The organism is Sporosarcina sp. FSL K6-3457, assembly GCF_038007285.1.
Lineage (GTDB): Bacteria > Bacillota > Bacilli > Bacillales_A > Planococcaceae > Sporosarcina.
Genome location: NZ_JBBOWX010000001.1, coordinates 2,478,328 through 2,492,079, shown reverse-complemented (window position 1 = coordinate 2,492,079; position 13,752 = coordinate 2,478,328). Strand labels below are relative to the sequence as shown.

The 13,752-nt window shown below is 43.0% G+C and carries 12 protein-coding genes; 11 read left to right on the top strand and 1 reads right to left on the bottom strand.

Translation table 11 applies throughout. The features are described from left to right. Positions 1–166 precede the first annotated feature (166 nt). The 4 genes from N1I80_RS11930 to N1I80_RS11915 all read left to right on the top strand — a co-directional run bounded on the left by N1I80_RS11930 (position 167) and on the right by N1I80_RS11915 (position 4,588). On the top strand, positions 167–1,135 hold the full coding sequence (locus tag N1I80_RS11930; RefSeq protein WP_340738088.1) for a SpoIVB peptidase S55 domain-containing protein: 969 nt from the start codon (positions 167–169) through the stop codon (positions 1,133–1,135). 255 nt (positions 1,136–1,390) lie between these two features. After that, complete coding sequence (gene spo0A / locus N1I80_RS11925) at positions 1,391–2,182, top strand: sporulation transcription factor Spo0A (protein ID WP_340738087.1); 792 nt, start codon at positions 1,391–1,393, stop codon at positions 2,180–2,182. A gap of 149 nt (positions 2,183–2,331) precedes the next feature. Then, on the top strand, positions 2,332–3,894 hold the full coding sequence (locus N1I80_RS11920; RefSeq protein WP_340738086.1) for a DUF342 domain-containing protein: 1,563 nt from the start codon (positions 2,332–2,334) through the stop codon (positions 3,892–3,894). Next, the gene (locus N1I80_RS11915) at positions 3,887–4,588 is read left to right on the top strand and encodes a glycerophosphodiester phosphodiesterase (RefSeq protein ID WP_340738085.1); all 702 of its coding nucleotides are present in this window, start codon (positions 3,887–3,889) and stop codon (positions 4,586–4,588) included. The genes N1I80_RS11920 and N1I80_RS11915 overlap by 8 nt, the downstream gene beginning before the upstream one ends. Positions 4,589–4,633: 45 nt before the next feature. Here N1I80_RS11915 and N1I80_RS11910 read toward each other — a convergent pair whose 3' ends face one another. Continuing rightward, positions 4,634–4,870 carry a DUF2627 domain-containing protein gene (locus tag N1I80_RS11910; protein WP_340738084.1) on the bottom strand — a complete coding sequence of 79 codons (237 nt, stop codon included), beginning with the start codon at positions 4,868–4,870 and terminating at the stop codon, positions 4,634–4,636. Between the two features lie 127 nt (positions 4,871–4,997). On the opposite strand from N1I80_RS11910, the gene N1I80_RS11905 reads away from it, so the two are divergent. Genes N1I80_RS11905 through N1I80_RS11875 form a run of 7 tightly spaced genes read left to right on the top strand, consistent with a single transcriptional unit; the run spans position 4,998 to position 13,686 of the window. Then, complete coding sequence (locus tag N1I80_RS11905; protein WP_340738083.1) at positions 4,998–7,013, top strand: sigma 54-interacting transcriptional regulator; 2,016 nt, start codon at positions 4,998–5,000, stop codon at positions 7,011–7,013. Positions 7,014–7,041: 28 nt separating this feature from the next. Beyond that, positions 7,042–7,947 (top strand): phosphate butyryltransferase, encoded by a 906-nt coding sequence (yqiS, locus tag N1I80_RS11900; RefSeq protein WP_340738082.1) that lies wholly within the window; start codon positions 7,042–7,044, stop codon positions 7,945–7,947. Between the two features lie 28 nt (positions 7,948–7,975). Next, positions 7,976–9,076: a Leu/Phe/Val dehydrogenase gene (locus N1I80_RS11895; RefSeq protein ID WP_340738081.1), complete on the top strand. Its 1,101-nt coding sequence runs from the start codon at positions 7,976–7,978 to the stop codon at positions 9,074–9,076. A gap of 34 nt (positions 9,077–9,110) precedes the next feature. Next, positions 9,111–10,220 carry a butyrate kinase gene (gene buk / locus N1I80_RS11890; protein ID WP_445683651.1) on the top strand — a complete coding sequence of 370 codons (1,110 nt, stop codon included), beginning with the start codon at positions 9,111–9,113 and terminating at the stop codon, positions 10,218–10,220. Between the two features lie 27 nt (positions 10,221–10,247). Beyond that, positions 10,248–11,675: a dihydrolipoyl dehydrogenase gene (gene lpdA / locus N1I80_RS11885; RefSeq protein WP_340738079.1), complete on the top strand. Its 1,428-nt coding sequence runs from the start codon at positions 10,248–10,250 to the stop codon at positions 11,673–11,675. Positions 11,676–11,695: 20 nt separating this feature from the next. Next, positions 11,696–12,703, top strand: coding sequence for a thiamine pyrophosphate-dependent dehydrogenase E1 component subunit alpha (locus N1I80_RS11880; RefSeq protein ID WP_340738078.1), 1,008 nt, complete (start codon positions 11,696–11,698; stop codon positions 12,701–12,703). Further along, positions 12,703–13,686: an alpha-ketoacid dehydrogenase subunit beta gene (locus N1I80_RS11875; protein WP_340738077.1), complete on the top strand. Its 984-nt coding sequence runs from the start codon at positions 12,703–12,705 to the stop codon at positions 13,684–13,686. The genes N1I80_RS11880 and N1I80_RS11875 overlap by 1 nt, the downstream gene beginning before the upstream one ends. The last annotated feature ends 66 nt before the right edge of the window (positions 13,687–13,752 follow it).

The following is a 13,752-nucleotide window of genomic DNA, read 5'->3' as shown; positions in this document are numbered from 1 at the left end:
AATTATGCACGTTTTTTATATGGCGCGTCTGGACTTCCGGCATCTTCCGCTTTTTTTTTGCCTAGTCTCCAGGCGTCAGACACTTTTCTTTATTTCATGATTTACCCTTTCATAACATTCCTCAGAACGGACATACCAGTAGTATCTTAATTCGGGGAGGTGAAGTATGGGATGGAGTAGACAGTTTAAATTGGCCGTTTCGTTTTCTGTGCTGTTACTGGTCATGCCATTTACTACAGATGCGGCATCCGCGCAAGAGGGCTCGCTTATTCCGATGGGACACTCAATCGGTATTAAAATGGAGTTATCGGGTGTCTTCATCACAAATGATGTCATGATTAGTAAAGACCATTGGTTGAAGGCAGGTGATTTGATCGAGCAAGTGGATGATGTCACAATCGGCACATTAATGGACTTCGAAAAAGCATTGTCTGCCCGACGTGATAACAAAGAAATTGTGTTGCACGTCATTCGCAATGGAGACAAAAGTCAGATTCAAGCAGATGGCGAAGCGATGAAACGTCTCCTTCCATTCCTGAAAGATCGGACGGAAGGGACAGGAACCTTAACGTACGTCGATCCGGATAATGGAACCTATGGTGCATTAGGCCATCAGATCATCGACAGCGCATTAAAATCACCACCCTCCTTTAATACAGGCGCCATTTATCTGTCGGAAATTGGACAGATTAAAAAAAGTGTTCCTGGCATTCCAGGTTACAAAATTTCAACAATTGTTGAAGATGAAGATCTGTTGGGAACGATTCAAACAAATGGTGTGTACGGTATTTTTGGAGCGTGGAATAGTGCTCATAAGAAAGTGTTAGCCGAACCACTAGAGATTATGCATCCTGAACAGCTCAAAGAAGATGTCGCGGAGATTTTTACAACGATTAGGGGCACGGAAGTTGAAACGTTTACAATCCGAATTATTGAAATTGAACAAGACCAGTTTCATTTTGTATTGACAGACCCTAAATTATTAGAAGCAACAGGCGGCATTTTGCAAGGGATGAGTGGTAGTCCAGTCATTCAAAACGGCAAATTTGTAGGTGCTGTCACGCATATGTTTGTCGATGATCCAGAAAAAGGTGCCGGTCTTTTTCTAGAGACGATGCGGAATGGTGGAAAATGAAAAAGGACCAACTTGCAATTGCGGGTTGGTCCTTTTTTTTTGTCGTGGTAAACTATACTTAAACGATTCGACAAAAGAATAGAAAAGAATGGAATTCGTCGAAATATAGGGAAACCGTATGTCTGAAGATTCATTTTTATTTTTTAAAAAAGGGTTGTCCTATGATTTGTCGAAAATTTCCCCTAGGCAATGAAAAAGAAGGTTGCTACTTTTTCAAAAAATTTAAATGTAGAAACGTACAGGAGGGAAATGGGAATGGATAAATTGAAAATAGCGATTGCTGACGATAACAAGGAATTGGTGAAAACGATGGTGACGTATTTTGAAAGACATCCCGAAATTGACGTCATCTGGACCGCAAATAACGGAAAAGTATGTCTGTCGATGCTAGAAGAAAAAAAGCCAGACGTGCTATTGCTGGATATCATCATGCCACACTTAGATGGAATTGCAGTACTTGAAACATTAAGTGGGAATGCGCAAATTGCCGATCTGCACATTATTATGCTAACTGCATTTGGACAAGAAGATGTAATGACGCAAGCGGCTAGCCTTGGCGCATCTTATTTCATGCTCAAACCGTTTGAATTCGAACGACTTGCTAATCAGATTTTCCAAGTCGCGGGCACAAGAAAGCCAATTGTACCTATATCTAAACCGGAAGTAGAGCAGGTGCCTGGAACAGTCAGTCAAAAAGTACTGGATACGACTATTACATCTATTATCAAAGAAATTGGTGTACCTGCCCATATTAAGGGCTATGCATTTCTCCGCGAAGCGATTCAAATGGTCTACACAGATGTTGAGTTGCTTGGTGCCGTGACTAAAGTTCTTTATCCGGAGATTGCAAAAAAGTATAATACGACATCCTCCCGTGTAGAACGTGCCATTCGCCATGCGATTGAAGTCGCATGGAACCGAGGGAATTACGATGTCATCTCCAAAATGTTTGGCTACACCGTGCATCATCTGAAAAGCAAACCCACGAACTCGGAATTCATAGCGATGATTGCTGATAAGATTAGGTTGGAGCATATGGCGAGTTAACTGAATAGAATAGTTGGAGTGCCTACTAGGTATGGAAAATTATTTTCATATAGTAGGCATTTTTTCTTATTCTGAATAAAATCACAATATTTCAACTAAAATTTTTGAAATGCATTATAATGGTGATAGAGAGAAAGGGTGAAGCATCGGTGTTGATTGAAAATGATTATTTTGACCTTGTCTTGCAAAAAGAGAAAGTAGTAATACATTCGAAAAAAGCTGGTTTCCCACTGAAGTCATTTGATGCCATCACAAAACAATATCCTCGCTTGAAAATATCTTCGTTCGCTGTATTACGAAAAGCACTTACAGAGGTGGATGGGGAGCATGTTATTGGTAGTTGGCTTCCTGATTTTGAGCTATTTGTCACAGCAGACAAACTGAAAGCCCAACTCATGTTCAATATGTCTATAGAGGAATTCGAAAATAGCAGGCAGGCTATTCTAGAACAGATCAATCTGGCGCTCGATACAGCGGAGATTATTTATGGGAGAAAGCCTCTGGAAGAGGTGACATTTAAATCAGGTGAAATGTTGACTATTGCTGCTGGATCACCCCCACAAAATGGTGCTGATGCAGTAATTACATATATGGAAATCCCTGAAAAAAAACCTGTGATTCGTGAAGATGGCTCGGCGGACTATTATGAAATGAACTTTGTCACTCCTGTCAAGGAAGGCGATTGGATAGGTGAAAAAATCCCTCCTCAACAGGGGATCGATGGCCAGGATGTCTATGGAAATGTCATTTCTGCCCAAAAAGGCAATGATGAAAAACTATCCTATGATCGAAAAGCGATAACTGAGGAAGAAGAAGAGGGAAAGACTGTGCTTCGTGCTATGTATGGTGGTGCACTAGAATATACGAATGGGATTATTGGCATTGGAAAACAACTAATTATTAGTGGTGATGTAGGGCCTGAAACAGGATCTATTACGTTTGACGGGGCTGTTTCAATTTATGGGACAGTACTCGCGGGCTATTCAGTGAAAGCAACGGGCGATATTTCCATTGAAGGAAATGAAGGCGTTACCAATGCAAAGGAAATCCAGTCATCGCAAGGTGATATTTATATTAAGGGTGGCGTTTTTGGTGGTGGCATGACCATTGTTGAGGCACGAGGTGATATTTTCATTAAACATGCAAATAATTGCAAGTTATATGCGACAGTTGTCCATGCTGGACTTTATTTATTCGGAACTGATGTGATTGCTGATCGTGTACTGGTCGATAAAAACAGAGGGAAAATTATCGGTGGTCATATCGAAGCGCTGTATCGTATTGAATGTGCGTATGCCGGAAATAATCATGAGCGAACAACGATACTTCATGCCAAAGGAATTAATAAGGATGGACTCTATAAAGAAATACAAGAGATGGCAAAAGATTTGAAGGAGCGCCAAAGTGTTCTGGATAGATTAGAGCAGCATTCTGTTCAATTTGAAAAAGTAGCAGTTGGTGCAAGAGGTCCACAAGCCGAAGCTTATAAGAAAACAAAGGAAACAATTGAATCGAATCGGATCGCTATTCAAGAACTTGATAAGGAAATCCAAACTAGAATGCATATCATTAAACAGGCTGTCCCAGCTCAAGTTGAAGTAGCGAGAGAAGCATATCCTGGCGCTATCATACAGATTGGATCACGTTCGACGACTCTTCATGACTCGAGGAAAGGTGTTTTTGAAATACTGGATGGCGTTATGAATGTCTAGACCAATCATTTTTGCACATCGGGGTGCGTCAGCTCATCAGTTTGAAAATACAATGAAAGCTTTCGAGAAAGCGGTTGAGCTGGGAGCGGATGGCATTGAATTCGATGTCCAATTGACAGAGGATGGTGTGCCGATTGTAATACATGATGCGGATCTTATTAGGCTAGCGGGTATTCATCGAATGATTTCATCGTTAACGAGTACGGAAGTAAGCGCTATCCGGGTGGGGAAAAAATATACCCGTATGGTAAATGGTCACCGTATCCCAACATTAATTGAGGCTGTGACGTTTTGTGAACGACATCATATGGCGCTCAATATTGAATTGAAAGAAACTGTTTCGGAGCGTCCAGAAACAATCAAACGAATTATTGAAATTGTGACCTATTCGGAAAACCTTCATTTTTCTTCATTTGATTACCGTTTGCTTGAAAAAGTAAAAGAAGTGGATTCGCGCTTGGAAACAGCCTATCTCGTGCGGAAAAATAGTGTAGATTGGAATTATCTTGAGCAGTATATTTGTGCAGATGGTTTTCATATCCATAAGCGCTTGCTGAAAGAACCTTATTTGAGTAAACTTATTCAATCTGGTAAGAAAATTCGAGTCTATGGGATGATCGGGCAAGAGGCAATTACGCTTGATCCGCCACCGTATATTGATGGTTGGATTACCGACTATCCTAATCGATTTTAAAATAACAAAAAGACTAAGGCGATTGAAACGGCCTTAGTCTTTTTGTTATTTTTTTTCAAATCGCCCTTGTACACGTCCGTTTTTTCGATCACGACGCAAGAGGAAGCCTGCAAAAAATGCCAAGCCTGCTGAGCAAAAGAGCAATCCGACGACAAATTGAAGCCAGATGAACGGGAATGGTTTGAATAATATACCAAAAATCGAATCCCGCATTAGTTTTATACCACCCGCCGCGAAAAGACCGGGGATAAGTAGGACGATAAAAGCTGCTAGACGCGCCATAAATCACATCTCCTTAACGAATCTAATTTTACCTTGTCATAATTTATTGTCAAGAAGAGAGTAATCGTGTATGATTAGTTTGTAATTGCAAAAGATTGCATGATTTAAAAGAGGAGAATGAATACCCTTGCAAAACGTTCTCATTGTCGGGGCGGGGACAGGCGGATCGATAATACTGGACCTTCTCCAAAATTTAGATTTCATGAATGTTAGAGCAATCATCGATACTGATGAACAAGCACCAGGAATCATTCAAGCAAAAAAACAAGGTATTGCGCACGGAACGGATTGGAAAAGTTATCTGACGGATGACTTGCATATCATTTTTGATGTAACTGGAAACAAAGCGGAATTCACTGAATTATTGAAAGCACGACCTGCTCAAACAGTATTGATACCTGGCTCTGTTGCTAATTTACTCTTGAAGCTTCTCGAGGAGAATGGAACGTACATAAAACAGATCCATGCAGAAATGCATAAGCAACGGATGGTTTTCGATTCAATTGAAGAAGGTATGATAGGTATCAATGAACATGGCACTATCGATTTCTTTAATAAAAGTGCTTCTCGCATGGTTGGATTTTCAAACGACAAAGCGATTGGTCAACCAATCAGAGATGTGATTCCACTAACGGAGCTTCCTAGGGTATTCCAGACAGGGAAGGCAGAGTTGAATCAGGAGCTTGTGCTTGCCAATGGCTTGAAAATTGTTACATCCCGATATCCTCTATTAGATTCCGAAGGTAAAAGGATGGGAGCTTTCGCAGTGTTCAAAGACATTACGGAAGTTGTCGCACTCGCGGAGGAAATTACGGATCTCAACAAAGTCAAGACGATGCTAGAAGCGATTATCCACTCGAGTGATGATGCTATTTCAGTCGTCGATAATCATGGTAACGGAATCCTTGTCAATCCGGCTTATACGCGGATTACGGGTTTATCCGAGGATGAAATCATTGGTAAGCCTGCGAACGCAGATATCAATGAAGGCGAAAGTATTCATATGAAAGTGCTTCAGACAAAAAAGCCCGTCCGCGGTGTTAATATGCGGATTGGTGAAAATAATCGTGAAGTTGTCGTCAATGTTGCGCCAATCATCGTTGATCAGCAAGTTAAAGGTAGTGTTGGGGTAATCCACGATATCACTGAAATGCGTAACTTGATGAAAGAACTTGACCGAGCACGAACGATTATTCGCAAACTGGAAGCCACTTACACATTTGAAGATATTTTCGGTGGTTCGTCGGATATTGAAATTTCTGTTGAGCAGGCTAAGCTGGCTGCTAAATCAGAAGTACCTGTCCTACTAAGGGGAGAAACGGGAACGGGGAAAGAATTGTTTGCACATGCCATTCATAGCGGCAGCAAACGACGGTTCCATAAGTTCATTCGTGTTAATTGTGCCACGATGAATGCAACCGCATTTGAGTCTGAATTATTCGGTCAGAATGGTGAGTTGGAAAAAGGACAGGGTTTGTTCGAAGAATCGGATCAGGGAACGTTGTTTTTGGATGAAGTCGCAGACCTTCCGCTTGCAGTACAACAAAGATTGTTGACTTATTTAGCTGATGGGGCGAATGATAGCAATGCTAATCAGTTGTCTGTGCGTATTATTACCGCGACGTCGAAAAACCTGGAAAAGGCCATGCATGAAGGACTTTTCAATGAAGAACTGTATTATGTACTTAATCGGATTTCCATTCAAATTGCACCGCTTAGATCCCGAATAAAGGATATTCCACTAATTGTTGGCCACTTACTTGTGAAACTCAATCAGGAATTTGGCATGAATATTAAAACAATGACTGATGAGGCATTGGAGCGGCTTCAGCAATACGATTGGCCGGGAAATGTAAGGGAACTTGAAAATGTGCTGAGCCGAGCGATGATATTTATGGACTCTGGGGAAGCTGTCATCGGCTTAGACGATGTGGTTAAATCCTTTTCATCTAGGGAAGACAAAGATGAGGAACCGTTTCTTCCAGAAAAAAGCACGTTGACTTCTATCATGGATGATTATGAAAAAACGATACTCGAAACAGCTCTACGCGAAAATAATGGCAACAAATCATTAACTGCCAACAGGCTAGGTATTTCGCTTCGCTCCCTATATTACAAGCTTGAAAAATTTAGCCTCGTCTAAAAATTACTTAGTAAAGGGTGATGATGCAATGGTTACACTCGATTCACTTGTCGTGAAGGCTGCATCAAAGAAAGGCCCGATTGTCTCTGTGGCATCAGCAGCGGATCAGGAGGTTCTTGAAGCTGTCAGTATCGCTGTTGCGAAAGGAATCGCATCATTTTTGCTGTTCGACGATGATAAAAAATTGAAAGAATTGCTCGCAGCGAACTTTCCACATTTGCTAGCCGATGAAAATGTTAGCATCCACCATGCAGACAATGAGGTTGAAGCATCTAGCCTTGCGGTGAAAGCGGTTTCAAACGGACGAGCACACGTTGTCATGAAAGGGAATGTGGCAACGTCCATCATCTTGAAGGCGGTATTGAATGGCGAGTATGGCTTGCGGACCGGAAAAGTATTATCACATGTCGCAGCATTTGAAGTACCCGGCTATGATCGCCTGCTATTTGTGACAGATGCCGCGATGAATATAGCGCCCGACCTGGAAGCGAAAGCACAAATTATTCGTAATGCAGTGGCCACCGCACATGCCTGCGGTGTTCCAGAGCCGATTGTTGCACCACTTGCAGCAGTCGAAACCGTCAATCCAGCAATGGTACCGACAACAGATGCTGCGTCACTAGTTGTCATGAATCGACGTGGACAAATTACAGGCTGCATTGTCGACGGGCCGCTTGCGCTCGATAACGCAGTTTCTGAACAAGCGGCTGCACAAAAAGGCATTACAGGTGACACCGCAGGGAAAGCTGATATCCTAGTTGTCCCTAATATCGAGGCTGGCAATATTTTATATAAATCACTGATGTATTTTGCCAACGCCAAAGTCGGCGCCATTATCCAAGGCGCTACAGCGCCGATTGTCCTCACATCAAGGGCAGACAGCGCCGAAAGTAAACTTTATTCATTAGCACTAGCAATACTTGCAATAAAATAATAAAAGACCCCCTAGGAGGAATTAAACAATGGAACTTTTTAAATACATGGAGAGTCATGATTACGAACAATTAGTTATTTGCCAGGACAAAACATCAGGTTTGAAAGCGATTATCGCGATTCACGACACAACACTTGGACCAGCGCTTGGTGGAACACGTATGTGGACCTATGCAAGTGAAGAAGAAGCAATTGAAGATGCACTGCGTCTAGCGCGTGGGATGACATACAAAAACGCAGCAGCGGGCTTAAACCTTGGCGGCGGGAAAACAGTTATAATCGGCAATCCGAAAACTGACAAAAATGATGAAATGTTCCGTGCATTCGGGCGTTTTATCGAAGGTTTGAACGGCCGCTATATCACTGCTGAAGATGTTGGAACAACGGAAGCTGATATGGACTTAATTCATCTGGAAACGGATTATGTAACAGGTACTTCAGCTGGAGGCAATTCTGGTTCGTCAGGTAATCCATCACCTGTAACGGCTTACGGCATTTATCAAGGAATGAAGGCCGCAGCAAAAGAAGCATTTGGTACAGATTCACTCACAGGTAAAGTAGTAGCTGTCCAAGGGGTTGGAAACGTTGCCTATGCACTTTGTGAATACTTGCATAAAGAAGGCGCGAAACTAATTGTCACGGACATCAACGAAGAAGCGGTTCAACGTGTTGTCGATGCATTTGGCGCAACAGCAGTTGGCATCAATGACATCTACTCACAAGAAGCCGATATCTTCGCACCATGTGCACTCGGCGCTATCATCAATGACGAAACGATTCCACAATTTAAATGTAAAGTGATTGCAGGATCGGCAAATAACCAATTGAAAGAACCTGAACATGGCGATAAAATTCACGAATTGGGTATCGTCTATGCACCCGATTACGTCATTAACTCAGGCGGCGTTATTAACGTTGCAGATGAGCTGATTGGTTATAACCGTGAACGGGCATTAAAGCGTGTGGAAGGTATTTACGGTACAATTGAGAAAATCTTTGCGATTTCAAAGCGTGACGGCATTCCAACATATGTAGCAGCGGACCGTCTTGCAGAAGAACGTATTGCACGCGTAGCAAAATCACGTAGCCAGTTCTTACAAAACGAAAAAAGCGTATTATCAAAACGATAACTTAACTTGAATCACTGTAATTGATCTATAAAAAATGATTGAAATGGAAGGAGGTTCTGTTGTGCAAAACACAAAAATTAAAGTCTTGGTCATTAACCCAGGATCGACATCGACAAAAATAGGTATCTTTGAAAATGAAACACTATTCCTAGAAGTCACATTACGTCATTCATCGGAAGAAATTGCACGATATCCTTCTATTATCGATCAATATAACTTCCGTAAAGACGCGATTCTTGAAGCGCTTGAAAAAGAAGGCATCAGCATCTCGGAACTTACCGCCGTTTGCGGTCGTGGCGGTCTTCTCCGCCCGATCGCGGGCGGTACGTATTCCGTCAACGACGCGATGATCGAAGACTTGAAAAAAGGATATTCTGGTCAGCATGCCTCGAATCTTGGTGGTATTTTAGCCAATGAAATCGCTAATGGCTTAGGTATTCCAGCATTCATCGTCGATCCTGTCGTCGTCGACGAACTTACGCCTATTGCACGTATTTCTGGATTTGCATCACTCGAACGAAAGTCGATTTTTCATGCACTCAACCAGAAGGCTGTCGCGCGCCGTTATGCAAAACAAGTCGAGAAAAAATACGAGGATCTTCGGCTAATCGTTACGCATATGGGGGGCGGCATCACAGTAGGCGCACATGAATTTGGTAAAGTGATTGATGTCAATAATGGTCTACATGGAGATGGTCCATTTAGTCCAGAACGAGCAGGAACTGTTCCAGCAGGAGCTCTTGTTGAATTATGTTATTCAGGGGAATTGTATCGCAATGAAGTGATGAGAAGACTCGTTGGTCAAGGTGGTCTTGTGGGCTATTTAGGAACGAATGACGCTGTGCAGGTCGAGAAAAGAATTGCCAAAGGGGATGCCAAAGCCGAACTTGTTTACGAAGCGATGGCGTACCAAGTTACTAAAGAAATAGGTAGCGCGGCTGCTGTTCTTCGCGGTCAAGTCGATGCAGTCATTTTGACGGGTGGACTCGCGTATGGTAAAGGATTCGTGGAAGCTATTTCTTCTAGAATTGACTGGATTTCCGATATTGTTGTCTATCCGGGTGAGGACGAATTGCAAGCACTTGCAGAAGGCGCAATTCGCGTTCTATCTGGTGAAGAGCCAGCTAAAATCTACCCGTCTTAACGGGTCGTTGTGAAGGAGGCCATTTATATGGCGCGGGAATATGATGTAGTGATTTTGGGAGGCGGAACAGGTGGCTATGTGGCCGCTATTCGCGCTGCACAATTAGGACTGAAAACAGCGCTTGTCGAACAAGGTAAACTAGGCGGCACTTGCTTGCATAAAGGCTGTATTCCAAGTAAGGCGTTGCTGAAAAGTGCTGAAGTTTTCGATACAGCTAAAAACCAAGCGGCAGCATTCGGTGTTGATACAAAAGAAGTAACACTCGATTTTAGCCGTGTACAAGCACGCAAAGAAGGTATTGTTAAACAGCTACATAGCGGCGTCACCGCACTTATGAAAAAAGGCAAGATTGATGTGTTTGAAGGACTTGGTAGAATGCTAGGACCATCGATTTTCTCACCAATGCCAGGCACCATTTCAGTAGAAATGAACAATGGCGATGAAAATGAAATGCTGATTTTGAAAAATTTAATCATTGCAACTGGTTCTAGGCCACGTACGTTACCTGGTTTAGACATTGATGAACAGCAAATTATGTCGTCGGATGGCGCATTAGCAATGGAGGAACTTCCTAAATCAATCATTATCGTCGGTGGTGGTGTCATTGGAATTGAATGGGCATCTATGCTCAATGATTTCGGCGTAGACGTCACAGTTCTTGAATATGCAAATCGCATCATTCCAACTGAAGATGAAGATATTTCCAAAGAAATGAAAAAGTTATTGACGAAAAAAGGAATAACTTTTGTGACCAGTGCAAAAGTGCTTCCAGACACACTTGTGAAAATAGCAGATTCTGTCACAATTTCTGCTGAACTAAACGGTGAAACAACTGCATTTACGGCTGAAAAAATGTTAGTATCTGTAGGTCGTCAAGCAAATGTTGAAGGAATTGGCCTCGACAATACCGAAATAGAAGTAGACAAAGGCTATATTAAAACAAGACCGACATTCCAGACAAAAGAGCATCATATTTACGCGATAGGTGATGTCATTGGCGGTTTGCAATTGGCGCATGTGGCTTCCCATGAGGGGATTGCTGCTGTCGAACATATCGCTGGCTTGAAGAATGAGCCGATTGATTATACAAAAATCCCGCGTTGCATTTATTCTAGCCCAGAGGCATCAAGCGTCGGCATAACGGAGCAGCAAGCGAAAGAACAGGGATTTGATGTAAAAGTAGGGAAATTCCCATTCATGGCGATTGGCAAAGCGTTGGTCAATGGTAATTCGGATGGTTTCGTTAAGATTGTTGCAGATAAGAGCACTGACGATATTCTAGGTGTCCATATGATTGGTGCACATGTGACGGATCTTATTTCCGAAGCAGGACTAGCAATGGTACTCGATGCAACACCGTGGGAAGTAGCCAGCACCATTCATCCGCATCCATCTTTGTCTGAAGTAATGGGTGAAGCGGCACTGGCGGTAGACGGTAAAGCAATTCATATGTAAATGTGGAGGGGGAAATAGAAATGGCAAAAAATCGTCATGAAGAACTTGGTTTGACTAATGAAGATGTCTTGCAAATTTTTGAAACGATGCTGATGGCTCGCCGCATTGATGAGCGCATGTGGCTCTTGAACCGTGCTGGAAAAATTCCATTCGTTATTTCATGTCAAGGACAAGAAGCAGCACAAGCAGGGGCGGCTTACGCACTTGATAAAGACAAGGACTGGATTGCGCCTTATTACAGGGATATGGCCGTTGTCCTCCATTTCGGTATGACAGCAAAAGATTTAATGCTGTCGGCATTCGCCAAAGCGGAAGATCCAAACTCGGGTGGCCGTCAAATGCCAGGTCACTTCGGTCAACGCAAAAACCGTATTTTAACAGGCTCATCACCTGTTACGACGCAGCTTCCACATGCTGTCGGGGTTGCACTTGCAGCGAAGATGAAAAAGGAAGATTTCATCACATTTGTCACACTTGGTGAAGGTTCCTCGAACCAAGGAGATTTCCACGAAGGTATGAACTTCGCGGGTGTTCATAAATTACCAACTGTCATTATGGTTGAAAACAATAAATATGCCATTTCTGTACCTGTCGAAAAACAATTGGGCTGTGCCAATGTGTCGGACCGCGCTATCGGTTATGGTATGCCGGGTGTCACAGTGGATGGTACAGATCCACTTGAGGTGTATAAAGTGGTAAAAGAAGCGGCAGATCGTGCACGCAGTGGTGAAGGTCCTAGTCTCGTAGAAACCATTTGCTACCGTTTAACAGCACACTCCTCAGACGATGACCAGCGCCAGTATCGTGATGCTGAAGAGCTTGAAAATGAAAAGAAAATGGATCCGATTCCAAAATTCTCAGCATACTTAAAAGAAGTTGGTATATTGACGGACGAACTCGAAAAAGAACTGGAAGAACGCATCATGAAAGAAGTGAACGAAGCAACCGACTATGCGGAAAATGCTGCGTACGCTGAGCCTGAGTCTGCGCTTCTCCATGTTTATGCTGAACAAGGGGGGAACGCATAATGGCTGTCATGTCTTATATCGATGCCATCACATTGGCTATGAAAGAAGAAATGGAACGGGACGATCGTGTTTTCGTTCTTGGTGAAGATGTTGGACGTAAAGGTGGCGTTTTTAAAGCAACGACTGGTCTTTACGATCAATTTGGGGAATACCGTGCGCTAGACACACCGCTCGCAGAATCTGCTATTGCAGGTGTCGGTATTGGGGCTGCGATGTATGGTCTGCGTCCAATTGCTGAAATGCAATTCGCTGATTTCATCATGCCGGCCGTCAACCAAATTGTATCGGAAGCGGCAAAAATTCGTTATCGTTCGAATAACGATTGGACATGTCCGATTGTTATCCGTGCACCTTTCGGAGGCGGCGTCCATGGCGCATTGTACCACTCACAATCTGTGGAATCGATGTTCGCTAGCACGCCTGGACTGAAAATCGTTATTCCTTCTACGCCGTACGATGCCAAAGGTTTGTTGAAAGCGGCCATCCGCGATGAAGATCCAGTTCTGTTCTTCGAGCATAAACGCGCGTATCGATTAATTAAAGGCGAAGTGCCGACTGATGACTATGTACTTCCGATTGGTAAGGCTGATGTAAAACGTGAGGGTGATGACATTACGATTATCACATACGGTTTATGTGTTCACTTCGCATTGCAAGCAGCTGAACGTCTTGCAGAGGATGGTATTTCTACACATATCCTTGATTTACGTACAGTCTATCCGCTCGATCAAGAAGCCATTATTGAAGCGGCATCAAAAACGGGTAAAGTTCTTCTTGTGACAGAAGACAATAAAGAAGGAAGTATCATGGGAGAAGTGGCAGCCATTATCGCTGAAAACTGTCTGTTCGAACTCGATGCACCTATCAAACGTCTTGCAGGACCGGATATCCCGGCAATGCCGTATGCACCGACAATGGAGAAGTTTTTCATGGTCAATCCAGACAAAGTCGAGAAAGCAGCGCGTGAGCTTGCTGAATTTTAACTTTAATCGGCAAGTGTTGGGCAATTAACTATTATGAAGACAATTCAGTGGGTGCTCTATGCCTGC